Origin of the sequence: Coprobacter fastidiosus, from assembly GCF_030296935.1 — a bacterium.
GTDB classification, from domain to species: Bacteria; Bacteroidota; Bacteroidia; order Bacteroidales; family Coprobacteraceae; genus Coprobacter; species Coprobacter fastidiosus.
Window position 1 is genome coordinate 1,211,520 of record NZ_AP028032.1, and the last position, 19,348, is coordinate 1,230,867.

18 protein-coding genes and 1 pseudogene are annotated in these 19,348 nt (G+C 37.5%); 10 read left to right on the plus strand and 9 right to left on the minus strand.

What is annotated here, in order from left to right; genetic code table 11:
• Positions 1-32 precede the first annotated feature (32 nt).
• Positions 33-1,733, minus strand: a complete 1,701-nt coding sequence (gene aspT / locus QUE35_RS04870) for an aspartate-alanine antiporter (protein ID WP_009316504.1) — start codon at positions 1,731-1,733, stop codon at positions 33-35.
• 226 nt (positions 1,734-1,959) lie between these two features.
• Between aspT and QUE35_RS04875 the strand changes: the two genes are divergently transcribed.
• The 4 genes from QUE35_RS04875 to QUE35_RS04890 all read left to right on the plus strand — a co-directional run bounded on the left by QUE35_RS04875 (position 1,960) and on the right by QUE35_RS04890 (position 4,963).
• Entirely contained in the window at positions 1,960-2,208 is a 249-nt protein-coding gene (locus tag QUE35_RS04875) for a hypothetical protein (RefSeq protein ID WP_009316503.1), read from the plus strand.
• A gap of 313 nt (positions 2,209-2,521) precedes the next feature.
• Entirely contained in the window at positions 2,522-3,052 is a 531-nt protein-coding gene (locus QUE35_RS04880) for a GNAT family N-acetyltransferase (RefSeq protein ID WP_022602795.1), read from the plus strand.
• 59 nt (positions 3,053-3,111) lie between these two features.
• The gene (locus QUE35_RS04885; protein ID WP_022602794.1) at positions 3,112-4,287 is read left to right on the plus strand and encodes a MalY/PatB family protein; all 1,176 of its coding nucleotides are present in this window, start codon (positions 3,112-3,114) and stop codon (positions 4,285-4,287) included.
• A gap of 25 nt (positions 4,288-4,312) precedes the next feature.
• Positions 4,313-4,963, plus strand: a complete 651-nt coding sequence (locus QUE35_RS04890) for a response regulator transcription factor (protein ID WP_009316500.1) — start codon at positions 4,313-4,315, stop codon at positions 4,961-4,963.
• Between the two features lie 97 nt (positions 4,964-5,060).
• Here the strand turns inward: QUE35_RS04890 and cysK are convergent, their stop codons facing one another.
• From cysK to QUE35_RS04905, 3 genes are all read right to left on the minus strand, one after another.
• Positions 5,061-6,011, minus strand: coding sequence for a cysteine synthase A (cysK, locus tag QUE35_RS04895; protein WP_031258914.1), 951 nt, complete (start codon positions 6,009-6,011; stop codon positions 5,061-5,063).
• Between the two features lie 291 nt (positions 6,012-6,302).
• On the minus strand, positions 6,303-6,914 hold the full coding sequence (locus tag QUE35_RS04900; protein ID WP_009316497.1) for a response regulator transcription factor: 612 nt from the start codon (positions 6,912-6,914) through the stop codon (positions 6,303-6,305).
• Complete coding sequence (locus QUE35_RS04905) at positions 6,904-7,605, minus strand: hemerythrin domain-containing protein (protein ID WP_009316496.1); 702 nt, start codon at positions 7,603-7,605, stop codon at positions 6,904-6,906. The genes QUE35_RS04900 and QUE35_RS04905 overlap by 11 nt, the downstream gene beginning before the upstream one ends.
• 221 nt (positions 7,606-7,826) lie before the next feature.
• On the opposite strand from QUE35_RS04905, the gene QUE35_RS04910 reads away from it, so the two are divergent.
• The 5 genes and pseudogenes from QUE35_RS04910 to QUE35_RS04930 all read left to right on the plus strand — a co-directional run bounded on the left by QUE35_RS04910 (position 7,827) and on the right by QUE35_RS04930 (position 13,712).
• Positions 7,827-9,116, plus strand: coding sequence for a hypothetical protein (locus tag QUE35_RS04910; protein ID WP_022602791.1), 1,290 nt, complete (start codon positions 7,827-7,829; stop codon positions 9,114-9,116).
• 32 nt (positions 9,117-9,148) lie between these two features.
• Positions 9,149-10,294 (plus strand): imelysin family protein, encoded by a 1,146-nt coding sequence (locus QUE35_RS04915; protein WP_031258913.1) that lies wholly within the window; start codon positions 9,149-9,151, stop codon positions 10,292-10,294.
• A 100-nt stretch (positions 10,295-10,394) separates the two neighbouring features.
• Positions 10,395-11,761, plus strand: a pseudogene (locus QUE35_RS04920) (di-heme oxidoredictase family protein).
• 29 nt (positions 11,762-11,790) lie between these two features.
• Positions 11,791-13,023, plus strand: a complete 1,233-nt coding sequence (locus QUE35_RS04925; RefSeq protein WP_022602788.1) for a porin — start codon at positions 11,791-11,793, stop codon at positions 13,021-13,023.
• A gap of 11 nt (positions 13,024-13,034) precedes the next feature.
• Positions 13,035-13,712, plus strand: a complete 678-nt coding sequence (locus tag QUE35_RS04930; RefSeq protein WP_009316491.1) for a hypothetical protein — start codon at positions 13,035-13,037, stop codon at positions 13,710-13,712.
• 58 nt (positions 13,713-13,770) lie between these two features.
• On the opposite strand, the gene QUE35_RS04935 is transcribed toward QUE35_RS04930, so the two are convergent.
• The 5 genes from QUE35_RS04935 to QUE35_RS04955 all read right to left on the minus strand — a co-directional run bounded on the left by QUE35_RS04935 (position 13,771) and on the right by QUE35_RS04955 (position 18,641).
• Entirely contained in the window at positions 13,771-14,976 is a 1,206-nt protein-coding gene (locus QUE35_RS04935) for an MFS transporter (RefSeq protein ID WP_022602787.1), read from the minus strand.
• 733 nt (positions 14,977-15,709) lie between these two features.
• The gene (locus QUE35_RS04940; RefSeq protein WP_022602786.1) at positions 15,710-16,153 is read right to left on the minus strand and encodes a sugar 3,4-ketoisomerase; all 444 of its coding nucleotides are present in this window, start codon (positions 16,151-16,153) and stop codon (positions 15,710-15,712) included.
• Entirely contained in the window at positions 16,146-16,556 is a 411-nt protein-coding gene (locus tag QUE35_RS04945) for a sugar 3,4-ketoisomerase (RefSeq protein WP_022602785.1), read from the minus strand. Before QUE35_RS04945 ends, QUE35_RS04940 begins: the two co-directional genes overlap by 8 nt.
• Positions 16,537-17,433, minus strand: coding sequence for a glucose-1-phosphate thymidylyltransferase RfbA (rfbA, locus tag QUE35_RS04950; protein WP_009316485.1), 897 nt, complete (start codon positions 17,431-17,433; stop codon positions 16,537-16,539). Before rfbA ends, QUE35_RS04945 begins: the two co-directional genes overlap by 20 nt.
• 5 nt (positions 17,434-17,438) lie before the next feature.
• Positions 17,439-18,641: a dTDP-glucose 4,6-dehydratase gene (locus tag QUE35_RS04955; protein ID WP_022602784.1), complete on the minus strand. Its 1,203-nt coding sequence runs from the start codon at positions 18,639-18,641 to the stop codon at positions 17,439-17,441.
• 259 nt (positions 18,642-18,900) lie between these two features.
• Here QUE35_RS04955 and QUE35_RS04960 point away from each other — a divergent pair, with 259 nt between their 5' ends.
• Positions 18,901-19,314: a SoxR reducing system RseC family protein gene (locus tag QUE35_RS04960; protein WP_009316483.1), complete on the plus strand. Its 414-nt coding sequence runs from the start codon at positions 18,901-18,903 to the stop codon at positions 19,312-19,314.
• The last annotated feature ends 34 nt before the right edge of the window (positions 19,315-19,348 follow it).

Below are 19,348 nucleotides of genomic sequence, written 5' to 3' on the forward strand. Positions count from 1 at the left end.
TTAAATTATCGATATTATTCTACATTTATTATTTACGACATCAGCAATACGATAACCACTCCCCAAAGAATCAATAAAGTATTCCCGACGGCATACGTTACCGTATATCCGAGAGCAGGGACTGTGCTCTCTATCGACTCCTGTATTGCACCTAAGGCCGCTGTCGTAGTACGAGAACCGGCATTACATCCCAAATTAATGGCTGGATGAAACTTAAATATCTTGTCACCGATCCATATCCCTAATATCAACGGTATAGAAGTGGACAAAATACCCGCAAAGAAAATTATGAATCCCATTTCTTTTATTCCGGATAGAAAAGTAGGTCCGGCAGTAATTCCGATTACTGCAATAAACATATTCAATCCGAGATTATTAAAAATCCATACCGCCGGATCGGGAATACGGCCAAAGGTCGGATGTTTGGTTCTCAGCCATCCGAAAAACAAACCCGATATCAAAGCCCCGCCACTGGTACTTAGACTAATAGGAATACCGCCTAAACGTATAGTCAATGCTCCTACAATACCGCCGATCAATATTCCTAAACCGACAAAAATAAGGTCTGTTTTATTAGTCGGACGATCTACATATCCCAATTTAGGAGAAGCTTGCTTTATATCGTTTGCCATACCGACAATTTCAAGCAGATCCCCTGCTTGCAACTTCGTATTTGCTAAAATAGGTAATTCAACTCCTGTTCTTTTTACTTTCTTAATAATAATGCCATGCATGAACGGCTGCCGGCGTAATTCTCTTATTGTTTTCCCCTTTGCCGTCTTCTGAGTAAGCATGACAAAAATATCTTCAACCGGAAATGTCAACAATTCAGGATCATTTACCTCATCACCGATCCAGCTTTCATCTTCTATGACAGTCTCCCGTCTTCCGCTCAAAACAAGCTCGTCGTTTTTATGAATGATTTGATCAGGAGTCGCATCTACTACTTTACCTGCAGAACGAACTCTCTCTACAAATATTCTCCGTCCCAAAGTCTGCATTTGTTTCTCCACATCGGCAACTGTTCTCTGAGTATCGAACCAATCGCTACAAGCACAATAGGCTCGAAAAACAACCGGACGATTCGCATCGATCAAAGCCGGATCATCTTCGATAGAACCTTTTCTCATTTGAGCTTCAAGTTCCCGGGTTTTCTGTTTTACTTTTTCCAACCCACCCAGCATTTTTGGTCCTAATGTCCCCAAAATATAAGCAGAACCGATCGTTCCGTAAATATAGGTCACGGCATAACAAACAGGAATAATATTCAACCAAGCCTGTTTTTCGGACTCTGAAACGCCCAATGTCCCGATCGTATCAGTCCCGACACCAATTACGGCAGAGATTGTCTGAGCTCCGGCAAACAATCCAATGGTTTCTCCAGGATTATAACCCAATATCTTGGCAATAATAACCGTCACGCCTAAACAGAGAATACAAAGTACACAAGCGAATATAACTTGCGGGATGCCATCGCTTTTTAATGACTGAAAAAACTGAGGACCGACACTGTAACCAATAGAGAAAAGAAATAATAAAAAGAAAACCGATTTTACAGGTCCTGGTATAGGAATATCCATTTGTCCTACTACCACACCTACTAAGAGCACAGAAGTTACCGTCCCCAGAGAAAAAGATTTATATTTCAATTGTCCCAACCAGAACCCAATGCCGATTGTAAGAAATATAGCCATCTCCGGATAGGTACGAAAAAAATGTAAGATTGTCTCCATATCACAGATTATTTAATAAATAATTTTCTTTTCACTCTCAGATAACAAGCATAACCGATATTTTGTTGACTACTTCCAAAAGACAGATATCCAATAAATCTCCCAAAAACAACTGTACGGCATAAACGAAGTAAATCAGAAAGTTCTATAAATTACTTTAACCAAATCAACATTTTTAAGCTTCGTATTGTATTTATATCAATTAATTTCTAAATAGTAAACAAATATGGAAAAACTAGAACAAAAAGTCTATGCAATAAAAGAACAGGCTAAAGACGCCGCAAATGTAGCTACAGCTAAAACAAAAAAATCTGCTGATAAAGTCAAAGAAAAAGCGCAGGAAAAGACTCAAGAATTAAAAGAAAAAGCACAACATGCAGCACATACAGTAAAAGAGAAAGCAACACACGCTGCTGACACTGTCAAAGAAAAAGTTCGACAAGGAATCGACATTATTCATGAAAAAAGTAAATAAAAACCGACTCTAAGAGCCTATCTAAATTTTACTATGGTCGGTTTTGAAAATTTCTTTTGAGGATGTTTTTTATTTTTAAATGATAACAAACTATCTGTCGAATGAAAATGAAAAAACAAACCGAAAGAAAATATTAAAATGGTCTGACAGATTTTCTACATTAGCAAATTTAAACCGGTTCTTAAATCTGCCTGAATAAAGGGTATGTCTAAATTGAAATAACACTATTTCTGACATACTCCTTATTTTTTGGAAAAGAAGCTTCTCTGTTTTTCAAATAAAACGTAAGTTTGTAAATTATCGGATATTAATTATGAAACTATACATAGAAACAGAGAGGCTCTTATTACGAGAATGGACTCCAAATGATTTACCGACTTTTATTAAAATGAATCAAGATCCGGAGGTAATGGAGTTTTTTCCTAAAATATTAGACAGTAAAGAATCTATTGATTTTTATCAACGTATCTGCAAAGAGTTTGATAAAGTAAAATACGGATTGTTTGCCGTAGAAAAGAAATCGGATCATAAATTCATCGGATATACAGGATTACATAAAACCGATTTCCCTGCAAACTTTACCCCTTGTATCGAAATCGGATGGAGACTCATAAAAGATGTATGGAATCAAGGCTATGCAACAGAAGCTGCCAAAGCATGCCTTCAATATGGATTTATTAATTTAAATATTAAAGAGATATACTCTTTCACTGCTGCTATCAATAAACGATCTGAACGTATCATGCAAAAAATCGGATTACAAAAAATCGGAGAATTCGATCATCCGAATATAATTTCCGAGAATCGTCTATGCAGACACGTTCTGTACAAAAGTTCTTTTTAAGAAAATAAGTCTCTGCATAATAAAAACAATAAGACTCTATATTAAAAACCGCCCCTATTATGAAATATAATTTCGACACAATAATAGACAGAAATAACACTGATGCTATAAAACAAGAAGCATTGCTTACCCGATGGGGAAGAAATGATCTTATTCCGCTTTGGGTAGCCGATATGGACTTAGCGACACCTCCATTTATCATGGAAGTATTACAAAAACGGTGTCAACACCCTATTTTAGGCTATACGAGCAAGCCCGATTCTTATTATTCGGCAATTATCAATTGGCTGAAAAAACGATATAATTGGAGTATAGAACGCAAATCGATCTCTTATACTCCGGGTATCGTCCCCGGACTTGCTTTCGCAATAAAATGTTTTACTTCACCGAAAGATAAAATATTGGTAATGCCTCCTGTTTATCACCCGTTCTTTTTAGTTACGGAAAATGAAAACCGTAAGGTCGTATTTTGTCCGTTAATCTTAAAAGACGGACAATACCAAATCGATTTCGAACAATTTGAAAAACAGATAAAAGGCTGTAAAGTCTTTATTCTTTGTAACCCACACAATCCTGGCGGACGAGTGTGGAATATGGAAGAACTGAAACGGATTGCTTCTATTTGTGCCCAAAACAATGTATTAGTTTTTTCTGATGAAATTCATGCCGATCTCACTTTCCCGCCATATCAACATATACCTTTTGCTACAGTATCAAAAGAAGCCGCAGATAATTCGCTGGTTTTCATGTCACCCAGTAAAGCATTCAATATGGCAGGACTCGCCAGTTCATTCTGCATAATAAAAAACGAATTCCTTCGAGAAAAATTCAAAAAATTCACAGAAGGAAGCGATCTTACCGAAGGACATGTATTTGCATTCAGGAGCGTAGAAGCTGCCTATACTTACGGAGAAGAATGGTTATCGCAAGTATTGGAATACCTTCAAGAGAATGTAATTTATACCGAACAGTACCTAAAAGAAAAAATGCCCCGTATAAAAGCAATAATTCCACAAGCCTCTTTTTTAATTTTTTTAGATTGCAGAGAGCTTTGCTTGTCACAAAAAGATCTGGTCGATTTTTTTGTCGACAAAGCCCATCTTGCCCTAAATGACGGAAGCATGTTCGGAAAAGAAGGAGAAGGTTTTATGCGTATGAATATCGCATGTCCACGAGCTATTCTCAACCGTGCTTTAAATCAACTTGAAAAGGCTTATCACGAAAAATTCGAATAAACCGAATGCTCATTATTAAATCTGCATGTCTCAAAAATATTATATACTTGCCGATAACCAGGCTATTACACGAGCCGGATTAAATTTCATAATACGGGAATTACATCTTTCCGAACGTATTATACATATATATTCAAAACAGGAACTGCCCGATTTACTTAAAAAAAATTCTCAAGCTATAATCATCTTAGATTATACACTTTTCGATTTTTCAAGAATCGAGGAGTTGATAAACTTACACGAACGATTTCCCTCTGTCCGATGGATCTTATTCTCGGAAGAACTTACTACCGAATTTATCCGCAACATTTATTCTGACAAGGCATTCAGCGTCTTATTCAAAAATTCCTCATTTCAAGAAATTTCTGATGCCTTAAAATATACGATTTCCGATAAACAATATTTGTGTGCCCAATCAAAAAATCAACTGCAAAATAATACAGAACAAGGAATCATCGGACAATCTTTACTAACTACTACGGAAATAGAAATACTAAAACTGGTGGCACAAGGAAAATCCGTTAAAGAAATCGCGGCAATCCGCATATCAAGCGTACATACCATTATTACTCACAAAAAAAATATATTCCGAAAACTGAACGTTAACAATATACATGAAGCAACCCGGTATGCCTTTCGTGCCGGAATAATCGACATGGCAGAATACTGCATATAAAAAATAAGGCTGTCATAAAGACAGCCTTAGAATCATTTTAAGTTTCTCAATAAAAAATTCTCAAATCAGACCCGTGCAGGCCTCTGTTATTTACCTTTTAATCCAAAGGATATTCTTCAAAAGCATAAAGGACTGTGGACAAATAACGTTCACCGGTATCAGGAAGTAATGCAACGATAGTTTTCCCGGCATTCTCCGGAAGCTTCGCCAATTCAGATGCAGCATAAACTGCTGCTCCGGAAGATATTCCGACTAAAAGTCCTTCTTTTTTTGCCAATTCTCTACTGGTACGTATAGCATCGTCATTCTGTACTGGAATAATCTGATCAACAACTTCCCCTTTATAAGTTCGGGGAATAAACCCAGCTCCTATACCCTGTATTTTATGAGGTCCGGGTTCTCCTCCAGATAAGACAGGAGAATCCGCAGGCTCTACTGCAACAATTTTTATCGCAGGATTATGCTTCTTCAATGTTTCTCCGACACCGCTTATTGTTCCTCCAGTACCTACTCCAGCCACGAATATATCGATTTTACCATCAGTATCCCTCCAAATTTCTTCTCCAGTAGTTCTTCGATGAACAGCCGGATTAGCAGGATTCTCAAATTGTTGCAGAATAATCGATCCGGGAATTTCATTCTTTAAAGATTCGGCTTTGGCAATAGCCCCCTTCATTCCTTCTGCTCCGGGAGTCAGTACAAGTTGAGCCCCCAATGCCTTGAGCAAATTTCTACGTTCAATACTCATAGTATCGGGCATTGTGAGAATTAGGTTATATCCTTTAGAAGAAGATACAAAAGCCAATCCGACTCCGGTATTTCCACTGGTCGGTTCTATAATCGTAGCACCCGGTTTTAAGACTCCACGTGTCTCTGCATCCTCAATCATTGCCAAAGCAATTCGATCTTTCACACTACCTGCAGGATTAAAATATTCCAGCTTACCTACTACTCTCGCCCGCAAATTCTTGCTTGCATTAAAATTAGAAAACTCCAATAATGGTGTATTCCCGACCAATTCGGTCAAACTTTTAGCTATTCTTGCCATATCATTCTCCATTTAACAATTATCATATCATATTCGGCAAAGGTAGGTTTTAAGAAAAACTCATCCTATACCACATTTATGGTATTTTATCTCTCATTCATAAAATACTGAATAAGAAGAGGTTTAGTCACAATAAAATCAACGATATGTCTCAGTTCTAAAAAAACAATTTTTCAATAAGATAACCCTCTCAGGTCTTTTTTACGTTTTCAATCGACAGATAATAGTCCACTACTCTTCCTCAAAAAATAGAAACATCTCCTAATTAAACGGATTTTCATGGAAAATTGTTTATTTCTTCACATCATCAAGCTCAACCAACTTATTTACTATGGCATAAATCGTCAGTCCGGCAGGAGAATGTATCTGCAATTTACGTACAATATTACGACGATGAGTAATAACGGTATGGATAGACAAACACAATTTCGATGCAATTTCTTTGTTAGTCATTCCCTTAACAACACAAACCACGATCTCTTTCTCCCGATAACTGAGTGACTCAGATTCTTCTTCAATATCTTCATTTCCAGAATCTCTCTGTAATAATTGAAGAATCTTCCCGGTTATCGTATCCATATCATCGAATATAGAAATAACCCCATCATATTTATTCAAAAGAGTCGTATCCAACAAAGCACCTTGTAACGCAATACATTTAATATGGGATGTACGAGGATTTTCTCTAAATCGATTCAAATCGAAATATCCGTCAAACACGGGATTGACAATAAGTATATCCGGCGTATGCATTCGTATGAACTCTTGTAAAGCATCTGTACTCAACACCTCCATCGGCTGTATCTTCAAATTCGGAACACGTTTAAGTACCGCAGTCATACCATTCCGGATAATCACAGAATTTTCAGCAATAACAATTCTTATCGCTTCATTACTTTTCATTTTCCTCGAATTTTTTTTCAAGTTGGGCTACAGCCGGAACAAACAACAAATCTTCCAAATTACAATGTGATGCCAAATCTTGTTCACAAGAATAAATATCGAACAAGACGGAGTTCAAACTATTATTACTTCTTTCTGCCGGATAATATTTAATAATTATATTTTTCAGTTCGGTAAGTTTCGTCTGTATCTGATTATGCTTTCGGGCAAATACCAATATATTATAATCAGAATTCTTCTTCCCCTCTAATAAAGACGAAACATATCCGAAAACCATATTGTCTTCATATTCCATATGCCGGCGTACTTCGTTAACATATTCATCATAAAATTTCAAAATCAGAATAGCTACACCATCTTGAGAACAATCTATCGCTTCAATCAATTTACGACGAATCGCCGGCAGACAAAAATCAAGAAAATAAGAATGAGAATTTTTCAAATACTCCATTAATGCTTGGATAGAAAGATCTGCTCCTCCGACAACAAATTGTCCGGTATCCATAAAATTAACGACTGCCAAAAACGTTTTATAATCCACGTTACAAGCATCGCAAACCTCTTTTACATTTTTATCCCCGAACCCTAACGGCAAACCGAAACGGCTCATCACCATCAATAGAGTATAGTTTTCACAAATAAGATCGCTCATCTTATCTGTCGCTTTATATTTAGGAATGTTGTCACTCATATTCTCTCTTTTATATGTTTAAGCACAGGCGCAAAATAACAGATTATTAGCTAAAAATACAATCCCCATTTATAGGTATTTCAACAAAGCTTTTTCAGTATAAATAATGACAGACAAGAATCCCGATTTATAATGAGAATAAACAAAACAATACTTATTTTTAGGTATTGTCAACACTTTACAGCACTTATACCTTTGCCCCTGTAAAAACGTCAAAAAAAATGAAAAGATTTACTACTTTAACATTCCTTATTCTACTTTTATGTCAGGGAATACAAGCCCGAAATTTTCAAAATAACGATACTACAAAAGTAAAAAATCACGAAGAATATAAAAAATTCAGAGTCGGTAGTTACGGAGAAATGCTTTTCCAACATATGGACTATGGCCCATATCGTTTTGGAAACGGCGGAGCTGGCTCTCCGAGTGATAAACGATCTTCTATATCGCTTCCCCGTTTTGTATTAGCTTTCGATTACAAATTTACTCCATCTATCATTTTATCTGCTGAAATAGAATTCGAATACGGAGGTACGGGTGCAAGTATAGAACATGAATACACCGAAGGAGGCGAATACGAAGCTGAAATAGAAAAAGGTGGAGAAGTTGCATTGGAACAATTCCACATTACTAAAATATTTCATCCGGCATTTGCCGTACGAGCAGGACACATGATCGTACCTATAGGATTGACAAATGCACATCACGAACCGATATTCTTTTTCGGTGCTACACGACCGGAAGGCGAAACACAGATAATCCCGTCTACTTGGCATGAAACCGGGATCGCCATTTTGGGAAAGGCCGGAGATTTCGACTATCAAGCAATGGTCATCAGCGGATTAGATCCCAACGGATTCGATGCTGCTAATTGGATTAAAAACGGAAAACAGAACAAATTCGAAATACCGAATATGACCAATCCGGCATATGTAGCACGGGTAGATTATTCGGGCGTTAAAAATACGAGATTCGGTATATCGGCATATTATACCCCAAGCACCGCCAAAAACTCGACTAAACCAAGCCGAATGGAAGGGATAAAAGGTGCAATCACAATTTTGTCTGCCGATGCGCAATATTACAGCCGTGATATTATTGCACGAGCAAACGTTATATACGGAAATCTGACCGAAAGCGACCTTATTTACAAAGAAAATTTAAGAAATCCCACAGCACTGGGATATTCAGAGACCCCTGTTGCAAAAGATGTTTTGACATACGGTGCAGAGGTAGGATACAACATCGGTGCATTTTTTAACCACAAATTCAATTTATTTCCATTTGTACGTTACGAATATTATAATTCGATGCACAAAACAGCAAACAATATTTCTGCCGATCCTCGTTATAAAGTGGATCTTATTACTGCAGGCTTAAACTATTATATACTCCCCAATCTCGTTGCCAAAGCAGACTATACACGCAGATGGATCGGAGGAGGACGTTTCAATAATGAAAGTACTATATCATTAGGATTAGCTTATATCGGTTGGTTCTTTTCTAAATAACAAAATAAATTAATAAATAATCTACAAAACGTATGAAAAAGAAAAATTGGTTAGTAATGAGCTTATTCATAAGCTCTATGGCATTTGCCGTATCATCATGTAGCGATGATAATAACAATGATAACACAGTGGATGATTCGGCTATGGATCCGGTTAAAACCGCCCTTATCAATGATTATATCGATCTTACCGTACTGCCTACTTACGATGACATGAAAGCTAAAGTATGGGATCTGATGGACGCCGTAACCGTTATGTTCGAAAGCGAAACAGCAACACAAGATCAGCTCAATGCTGTTTGTGCGGCATGGAGAAATGCCCGTGAACCGTGGGAATTGAGCGAGGGATTTCTATATGGTCCGGCAGCTAATTACAGCATAGACCCATCTTTAGACTCATGGCCTCTCGACCAAGTAAATATAGAGGCGTTGTTAAATAGTAGCCAAAACATAGCGGAACAAACTTTCGCACAAGATAATTCAGGGTTTCATACACTTGAATATCTTATTTTCTTAAACGGAAATCCCCGAGATATTTCATCCATTTCTTCCCGCCAAAAAGAGTACATCTATTATGTAACAAAAAAATTATTGGATGATACCGTACGTCTTTGGGCAGAATGGCACGGTGAAAAAGCAATAAGCGATCAACGCGATGCAGAGTTGATTGAAAATGATGAAATCACAATTGCCGGAGGAGAAGACGGATTTGCCGAATTACTGAGAAATCCGAACATGTATCAAAAATATAAAACTCAAAATCAAGTACTTGAAGAAATAATCGATAACGGATTGTGTAACATAGCGAATGAGGTAGGAACACAAAAAATCGGAAATCCTTATCGCGAACAAGATGTATATGCCGTAGAATCATGGTATAGTTTCAATTCTTTGGACGATTATGAAAATAACATAATCAGTATTGAGAATTCTTATTTGGGAGGACCGGCGGCAACCCGGAAATCAGAAACCAGCATGTCAGCTTACGTAGCATCAAAAAATAGTGACTTGGATGCGGAAATAACCAAAGCGATTTCTGATGCAAGAAAAGCGATTCGGGACATTCCTGCACCCTTCCGGGATCAAGTCACAAAAGGAAAAGTTGCAACAATAGATACAGCAATGGATAAATTAGCCGAATTGAATAAATCACTTGAAAAAATTAAAAGTGTCCTTTAAAAATATTTTTTGAATTCTTAAAATGACAAAATACAGATTTTTTAAAAATTTGTTCTCGTTTCCCCTTGTACTCAGCATTGCCCGGACCATTGTCCCGGCAATGCTTCTCTATAGTTGTAGCGAAGCTCTCGATGACACGGTAATACTGAAGCCGAACGGAACTGTAGCCAGTTATAAAGAACTATCCGCCGGAACTTCTACAATATTCTCATCCTCCAGCCGTGCATACGACACCGAAGCTAACTGGGTAACAGGCGATCTGGAAACAATGTTCACCAATGGAGATATGTTATATGATGACCCCAGGGTTAGCGGGAACGATCCTTCTACAGGAGGATTAGGACCAGTATATGGAGGCTATTCTTGCGGAAGCTGCCATAATAATGCAGGAAGAACCTCATCAACTTTGTTTACTCATGGAGGTTCGGGAAACGGCTTTTCCTCCATATTAATCTACATAACACGTAAAGACGGCGGTTATTTTCGCCAATACGGGCGCGTACTGCATGATCAAAGCATTGTGGGTAGCCAAGCTGAAGGAAAACTTTCTGTAACATATACAACAGAAAAGTTCAAATTTCCGGACGGAGAAGAATATGAACTACAAACACCGCATTATCGAGTTACCGAATGGTATGCCGATAGTATTCGTCCCGAAGACCTATATATAAGTCCTCGTATTCCGTTGCGTCATGTAGGGATGGGACAAATGATGGCACTCAGCCAAACGGAACTCATAAAAATTGCAGCTCAAAGCAATTATCCGGAATACGGAATCAGCGGAAAACTAAATTATGTAACGGAAAAAGGGGTACGGAAAATCGGAGTATCCGGAAATAAAGCCAACCATTTGGACTTGACGGTAGAACTCGGTTTTTCTTCGGATCTGGGTGTCACAAACGACCGTTATCCTGAAGAAGTTTGCGAAGGCCAAAGCCAATCGCCTCACGGATTACAGGGGATACAAATAAGTACGAAAGATATGGAATATGTCGATTTCTATCTGCACGCTTTAGGTGTACCTGCCCGAAGATATGTCAATAACGCCGAAGTAAAAAAAGGTGAAGAAAACTTCTATAAAGCGAAATGCGATTTGTGCCATATGCCCACTTTACACACCCGTGCAGATGCGCCTTTATTACTTAACGGTACTCGACTGCCTTGGCTTTGCAATCAGGTTATACACCCATATTCAGATTATCTTCTACACGATATGGGCCCGAATTAGACGACCACCTTTCGGCAGGTCTGGCAACCGGAGCTGAATGGCGGACAACGCCATTATGGGGTATAGGCTTGCAAGAGGTGGTTAACGGACATACAGAATTCTTACATGACGGACGTGCACGCAACTTAAAAGAGGCGATCATGTGGCACGGAGGTGAAGGTGCCGTGTCGCGCGAACTGTTCAAAAGGATGAGCAAGGAAGACCGGGACGCACTGATTCTTTTTATCGAAAGTTTATAAAACATTCATTTTATTACGATCTACAAATTATGAAATATATCTATTCAAAACTAAGTATAGCTCTGCTGTTATTTTCTTTCTTAATAATTCCGGTAACAGCTCAAAATAATGATGATAACGACATCGATAACGGGGTAATCTCTTCGGCAGGAAGGCAAGGATTCAGCTTTCAAACAAAAAATAAAAAATTTCTATTTAAACCGTACGCCCTCATACAAATAGCCGGAAAATTTAATTATTATGATGATGAAGGTTTAAATCTTGCAGATCAGGATAAAGTCGCAAATTCGGGATTTGCCATACCAAATGCGATCATAGGTTTTTCAGGCAGAGCATTTGGCAGACTGACATTCAACTTTGCCCTGAACGCATCCCAAAGCGGAGGAGCATTGTTACAACAAGCTTGGTTCGATGTAAAAATGAAAGAGGCTTTGCAATTACGTGCAGGGAAATTTAAAACGCCTTATAATCAGGCTTACTTAGTTACTTTAGGAGAAACACTTTTCCCGGTATTACCGTCATCGCTAACCACAGGAGTCAATCTCGACAAATCATTAAATGCCGTAAAGCCCAATATTGCAACAGGCTTCGACTTAGGAATAGAATTACACGGACTCATCAAACAAAAATGGGGATATCAGGTCGGCGTATTTAATGGGACAGGAATAGACGTAAACACTGCAACCAAAACGACAAGCGATGATCATAAAGGTATCCCATCTCTTTTATATGCCGCACGTTTTGCATATATGCCGTTCGGTCCGATGCCGACCTATCAAGGAAATCCGGACGATCTGCACAACAACAAACTTTTATTTGCCATTTCGGGAAATTATAATGTAGAAGCCGAAGACGAAAGTAGCGATGATTTACGTGCCGGATTTGAATTCGCATGGTTAAAAAACCGATTTTATATATCGGGCGAGGTTTATATGTTGCGTATGAATTTCACTAAACGGATGCAATCTGCAGCCGATTTTACGGCTTGGGGAGCTTATATACAAGGGGGATATTTTGTTACGAGCAAACTACAAACAGCTTTACGATACGACTTTTTTGACAGAAACGGAACGGATAAAGACGGAAGCTTGAACATGCCTGCCGTGGGTCTCAACTATTTCTTTTCTCGGTGTAATCTAAAATTGCAAGCAATGTACCAATACATAGGTCGTTGGGGACATGAAACTCAACTCGACAGAGACATGGACGATAACGGAATGGCAATGCACAGCGCCACAGTAATGTTGCAATATACTTTTTAAAAATTCCAAAAATGAAATATTCTTTTATTATAATAGCAGGATTACTTGCATTTTCAGCTTGTGACAGTGGAGACATATATCCCAAGGAAGAAGAGTACAGCGGACGCAATGTAAATGTAACTCTCCATTTCTTCGGTGTTAATGCATGGCCCGAAGAATATGAACTGAAACTCACATCTTTCGGTGATAACGAGGATACTCCGCTAACTACCCTACTGCTGGAAAAAAACGATGAAGGCTCAGGTACTTACCTGATGCACAATGTGCCATTCGAAGCCAAGAATATTGCCGTATCGATCATGAATAACAGAAAATGGGTATGTAATCTCAATGAACAACAATTATCCGGTAGTGAAACAAATATATCCCTATCTGATATGAATGTAAACCTTGTACAATATAACCGCATCCAGGAACAGGTATTTAACCAATGTACTGCCTGTCATGGCGGTGCCGGAGGTTTGTATCTTACGGAAGATAAAAGTTACGATGCCTTGGTAAATAAAGCTTCTTCAACCCATCCGGATAAAATGTTAGTCGAACCGGGACTTCCAAACAGCAGTTTTATCATTACGGTACTGACAGACGCTCAAGCTACCAAAACAAACCATACGACCTTATCTTCTTTAAAAAATGACGATATAACTTTACTGAAAGAATGGATTAAAGCCGGAGCTAAAAAAGAATAATTCGCTCGGAGATGTATCTTAATGGATTATTCAAATATAATTACCCAAAGATACATCTCTATTTTTTTATCTTACGTATATCCGGTAAAAACCAAGCAATCAATCCCAATAAAGGCATATAAGCACACAATTGATATACATACTCTATTCCGAACTTATCTGCCAAACCTCCTAAAACAGCCGAAGCAATTCCAGCAATTCCAAAAGCCAAACCAAAAAAAAGCCCCGAAATCAGGCCGAGTTTAGATGGTAATAATTCTTGAGCATAAACCAATATGGCAGAAAAAGCCGAAGAAAGAATCAATCCGATAAGGATACTTAAAATACAAGTCCATAAAAGATTTGCATGAGGCATAATCAAACTGAAAGGTGCTACTCCTAAAATAGAAGCCCAGATTACATATTTCCGGCCTACTTTATCTCCAACCGGCCCTCCCAACAGAATGCCAAGTGCCGAAGCGAACAGAAAAGCAAACAGAAAGAATTGCGAATCACGAACAGTTACATCGAATTTCTCTATTAGAAAAAATGTATAGTAGCTGGTTATACTTGCTAAATAAACATATTTGGAGAAAATCAAAATCAACAAAACCGACAACGAAAATATCGTCTTTTTACGAGATAACGGTGACATAACCTCAGTTTTCATTCCATCCTTATTTAACCGTAAAGCCTTCAGTTTTCTTTTGTACCACCGGCAAATAGGTATCATTACAATTATGGCACATAAAGCCAATAGGGCAAAAAACACGATATTACGCTGTCCATAAGGCGCTATACACAACGCAGCAAGTAACGGGCCTAATGAACTTCCCATATTCCCACCGACCTGAAAAACCGATTGGGCAAGTCCTCGCTTCCCACCGGAAGCTAAAGAAGTAAGACGAGACGCCTCCGGATGCAGTATAGAAGATCCTATACCCACCAAAAACACAGAGAATAAAACCTGATGCAAAGTTCCCGAAAAAGCTAAAACAACAAGTCCGATGAGAGTAAAACTCATCCCGATCGGCAAAAACCACGGATTAGGCTTTTTATCCAGATAAAACCCGACTAACGGTTGAAATACCGAAGCCGAGATCTGGTAAACCAATGTTATGAATCCGATCTGGACAAAACTCAAAGCCATACTCTCTTTCAACAAAGGATATACAGCTGTAATTACAGACTGTAATGTATCATTTAATAAATGAGAAAGGCCCAATGCCAATAACACTCGAAAAGCTGTACTCTCAGCAGCTTTCGGGAAAGATTGCTCTTGCATAACTTCTAATTTTGGGAGCACAAAATTAGTAAAAAAAGAGGTTCAAAGAACTTTAGTACAAAAAGTTCTTGAATCTCACACCTCTTTATTCTATTAAATTATTCCAACAACGACTGCAAATATTATTTTATTCAATTCAAAATCATCCCTGAAGGAGATAAAATAATAAGATTATCTGTATATAAATTTGAATTTTTTATGTACATTTAGATTGAATGTTGAAATCAATATATCTATTTCTTGCAATAACGAAACATTGTAAAAGTTTGATTGTAATGGTATTTGCAAATCTCCAATAGCATGATTATGAAAAAGCGAGTTATAAGTATCGTCGGTCTTGTGATAATTGTGATCTTAATATCGTATGGTCTAACGATTTTCGAAATTAAGTCAAAAATTATATGGGGGTTACTATTTGTTGCCTTGACTTATCTTATTTGTGCAATGACCAACAAATTCCTTAAACCGAATACAATTTTATATGCATTATTAACAGGTATCGTTGTTACACATATCCCATGGTGGATAAGTCTTCATATCAACTATAATATAAACTTCGACTCACTAATTCGAAATTTTTTTGAAGGGACAAAAATGTCCTATTCCATTGCAGGGGCAATATCGGGATACTTGTTGTATAAACTCTCAAAGCTATTTCGACAAAAATAGTATTAGCCCAGACTAATACCATAAAAACTACAATTAAAAAAGGAAGTTAAAAGATGCGCCCCCTTTAGACATTACTCAACGGAATCTCTTTCTCTTTTAAGAAATCGGAATATTCTCGAATATAATCATTTTCATCATACAATTCGGAAGCTAATACCAAAGAAACCGCTCCCGAAGAAAAATTGTTCAACTCACGCCAAATTCCGGGACGGATTAATAATCCGTAATAAGGACGATTCAACGATACAATACGACGCTCTCTCCCATCATCCAAAATGACATCAAAGCTTCCACTGGCAGCAACGATCAACTGGTATAAAACACGATGGGCATGTCCTCCTCGTTCTTCTCCTCCGGGAACATCATATAAATAATAAATACGACGAATATCGAACGGTACGGTTATGCAGTCTTCTACCACTGTTATATTTCCATTGAGGCGAGAATGTTTGTCCAGTTCTATCACCTGACAATCACCGACTCTACTCATTACAAATATATTATCCATGCTCAAGACATTTTAAATATAGATCATAATCCTCAATATAATCTTCGGGATCATACAATGTAGAAGATAATACCAAGGCTAACGAATTGGTGGAAAAATTTTCCAATCTGCGCCAAATCATATTAGGGATATACACTCCGTAATAAGACCGATTCAAAGGATATACCTTTTCTTGCCGCCCATCATTCAGAATTACATCGAAACTACCGGACAAAGCCACAATGAACTCTTGCTGCTCTATAAAAGCATGCCCGTCTCGCTTTTCACCTCCAGGAACGTCATACACCCAATAAGACCGTTTTATAGGAAAAGGAATATGCCGAAATTCTTCTATGAAAGAAAGATTTCCGCGCGCATCTACAATTTTAGGCAAATCGACTATTTTAACGGCCTCCAACCCCATCGACTTCATCTTTGATAAGATTAATCATATATTGCCCGTACTGATTCTTCAACATAGGTTTCGCTTGTTGCAACACAGATTCTTTCGAGATCCATCCTTTTCTGTATGCAATCTCCTCCAGACAAGCAACTTTCAGTCCCTGACGATGCTCGATAGTTTCTATAAAAGCCGATGCTTCGAACAGCGAATCATGTGTTCCCGTATCAAGCCATGCAAACCCTCGTCCCATTAACTGAACTTTTAACTCTCCAGTTTCTAAAAAAGCTTGATTTACCGAAGTTATTTCAAGTTCTCCACGTGCAGAAGGTTTTATCGATTTAGCTATATCTACAACCTTATTCGGGTAAAAATAAAGTCCTACTACCGCATAGTTAGATTTCGGTTTTTCGGGTTTTTCCTCAATAGAAGTCACATTTCCTTCTGTATCAAAAGCCGCAACTCCATATCGTTCAGGATCACTGACTCTGTACCCGAATACCGTAGCATATCCGTTCCCGACATTTTCAACAGCAGCACGCAACATCGCAGAAAAACTCTGCCCGTAAAAAATATTATCACCTAACACCAAGCAGACCGAATCATTACCTATAAATTCTTCTCCGATAATAAATGCCTGTGCCAAACCGTCTGGAGTCGGTTGTTCGGCATATTCAAAACGAACGCCAAACTGAGATCCATCACCTAACAAACGTTCGAATCCGGGTAAATCGAAAGGTGTAGAAATAATCAAAATATCCCGAATGCCGGCTAACATCAATACCGAAATAGGATAATATATCATCGGTTTATCATATACCGGCAATAACTGTTTTGAAACACCCTTCGTAATTGGATACAAACGTGTCCCAGAGCCTCCGGCCAAAACAATCCCTTTCATTTTTTTTAATTTTTATGTCCGTACATTTGTTCATAATACTTTTGATAGTCTCCACTGGCTACTTCCTCAACCCAATCCTGATTCTCAAGATACCAACGGATTGTCTTCTCAATCCCCTCTGTAAATGGAGTTTCAGGATACCAACCTAACTCTTTCGCTGTTTTCGAAGGGTCTATCGCATAACGCATATCATGCCCCAAACGGTCTCCCACATAAATAATCAGATCATAATTTATATTCGAAATATCGGTTCTAAGAACTTTTTGATAATGGGGTTCTTCCTTCATTAAACGCACGACAGTATCGATAATCAGCTTTACGATATTGACATTTTGTTCTTCATTAAATCCTCCTATATTATACACCTCTCCTATTCTTCCCGAATTCAATACCATATCAATTGCTTTAGCATGATCTTCGACATATAACCAATCGCGAACATTCTCACCTTTACCATATACCGGCAGCTTTTTACCTTCAAGAATATTTTTAATAATCAAAGGTATCAATTTTTCCGGAAAATGATACGGACCGTAATTGTTCGAACAACGAGTAATATTTACAGGAAATTTATATGTTTCATGATATGCTCTAACAATCAAATCGGCACCTGTCTTTGAAGATGAATATGGAGAACGCGGATCTAAAGGTGTATCTTCCGTAAAAAAATACTTACCGTAAGTATGTATTGCCGAACGTCCTTTCACAACAGACTTCACCGCTTCATCTTTAATAACCAAAGGCTGAGGATCTACAAAATCTTTATTTAATGATCCATATACCTCATCAGTAGATACCTGCAAATATTTTTTACCTTCGCGATAAGTCGGATAACCATCTGCATCTTTACCTGTCATCCATGCTTTTTTAGCACATTCCAACAAATTTTGAGTTCCCAAAATATTCGTCTGTAAAAATAACTGAGGGTTTGTAATACTTCTGTCTACATGAGACTCGGCAGCAAAATTGACAACATAATCAATATCATTTTCCGCAAAAATATAAGAAACCAATTCTTCATTGCCGATATCTCCTTTTACAAATTTTACACGAGGATCTTTCAATTCGGTCTTTATCGTCCCTAAATTACCGGCATAAGTCAACTTATCTAAAATAACAATATGAATATCTTCATATTTTTTAAGCATGTACTTTACAAAATTTGCACCAATAAACCCGGCTGCTCCCGTTACCAAGTATGTTTTCATAAATCATTTATTAAAATAAAACGTTGCAAGATACGAATATTTTTTCATGGAATACCGTAAATTTAAACTTAAATCGGATTCTTTTTTTTATAACCTGATAAAAAATTCAAACTGGCTTTTAATATAATATAGATATAAGCTAAAATTATTTTCTCAAATAAAAATCGTCATTTTTTACACATTTATTGTACGAATATAAGATACAAAGAAATAAAAATTTCCTATATTTGCCCCATAATTGCAATGTCGAGATAGCAAAATGGATAATACTATAAAACACGAAGGTATCGTAGAACGAATTGAAAACGGTATTGCTTATGTAAAAATCATACAACATTCCGCATGTTCAGGATGTCATGTCAAAGCAGCTTGTACGATAGCAGATCAACAAGAAAAAATTATTGAAACGGTTTGTTCGGGATGCAATATAAAAATAGGGGAGCGTGTTTTTATAGTCGGAAACGAAACAATGAGCCGAAAGGCTTTAAAACTGGCAATCATATATCCGTTTTTTTGTCTTTTCGGCATACTTTGCATTGCATACGCTTTTTCTGTAAATGAATTGCTATCCGGTATTTTATCCATTATAGCTCTAATACCCTATTACACAGTTCTATATTTTCGTAAAAGCAAACTAAGAAAAGATTTCATATTCACATTGGAGAAAGAATAAACAGAACGACTTAAACTTTAAATAGAACAAACAC

What these genes read in the sequence shown, in the direction of transcription:
- QUE35_RS04910 (WP_022602791.1), top strand. Translation starts at nt 7,827, where the DNA reads ATGAAAAGATTTACTACTTTAACATTCCTTATTCTACTTTTATGTCAG.
- QUE35_RS04940 (WP_022602786.1), bottom strand. Translation starts at nt 16,153, where the DNA reads ATGGATAATATATTTGTAATGAGTAGAGTCGGTGATTGTCAGGTGATA.
- aspT (WP_009316504.1), bottom strand. Translation starts at nt 1,733, where the DNA reads ATGGAGACAATCTTACATTTTTTTCGTACCTATCCGGAGATGGCTATA.
- QUE35_RS04915 (WP_031258913.1), top strand. Translation starts at nt 9,149, where the DNA reads ATGAAAAAGAAAAATTGGTTAGTAATGAGCTTATTCATAAGCTCTATG.
- cysK (WP_031258914.1), bottom strand. Translation starts at nt 6,011, where the DNA reads ATGGCAAGAATAGCTAAAAGTTTGACCGAATTGGTCGGGAATACACCA.
- QUE35_RS04955 (WP_022602784.1), bottom strand. Translation starts at nt 18,641, where the DNA reads ATGAAAACATACTTGGTAACGGGAGCAGCCGGGTTTATTGGTGCAAAT.
- QUE35_RS04875 (WP_009316503.1), top strand. Translation starts at nt 1,960, where the DNA reads ATGGAAAAACTAGAACAAAAAGTCTATGCAATAAAAGAACAGGCTAAA.
- QUE35_RS04900 (WP_009316497.1), bottom strand. Translation starts at nt 6,914, where the DNA reads ATGAAAAGTAATGAAGCGATAAGAATTGTTATTGCTGAAAATTCTGTG.
- QUE35_RS04945 (WP_022602785.1), bottom strand. Translation starts at nt 16,556, where the DNA reads ATGGGGTTGGAGGCCGTTAAAATAGTCGATTTGCCTAAAATTGTAGAT.
- QUE35_RS04880 (WP_022602795.1), top strand. Translation starts at nt 2,522, where the DNA reads ATGAAACTATACATAGAAACAGAGAGGCTCTTATTACGAGAATGGACT.
- QUE35_RS04905 (WP_009316496.1), bottom strand. Translation starts at nt 7,605, where the DNA reads ATGAGTGACAACATTCCTAAATATAAAGCGACAGATAAGATGAGCGAT.
- QUE35_RS04890 (WP_009316500.1), top strand. Translation starts at nt 4,313, where the DNA reads ATGTCTCAAAAATATTATATACTTGCCGATAACCAGGCTATTACACGA.
- QUE35_RS04960 (WP_009316483.1), top strand. Translation starts at nt 18,901, where the DNA reads ATGGATAATACTATAAAACACGAAGGTATCGTAGAACGAATTGAAAAC.
- QUE35_RS04935 (WP_022602787.1), bottom strand. Translation starts at nt 14,976, where the DNA reads ATGCAAGAGCAATCTTTCCCGAAAGCTGCTGAGAGTACAGCTTTTCGA.
- QUE35_RS04930 (WP_009316491.1), top strand. Translation starts at nt 13,035, where the DNA reads ATGAAATATTCTTTTATTATAATAGCAGGATTACTTGCATTTTCAGCT.
- rfbA (WP_009316485.1), bottom strand. Translation starts at nt 17,433, where the DNA reads ATGAAAGGGATTGTTTTGGCCGGAGGCTCTGGGACACGTTTGTATCCA.
- QUE35_RS04925 (WP_022602788.1), top strand. Translation starts at nt 11,791, where the DNA reads ATGAAATATATCTATTCAAAACTAAGTATAGCTCTGCTGTTATTTTCT.
- QUE35_RS04885 (WP_022602794.1), top strand. Translation starts at nt 3,112, where the DNA reads ATGAAATATAATTTCGACACAATAATAGACAGAAATAACACTGATGCT.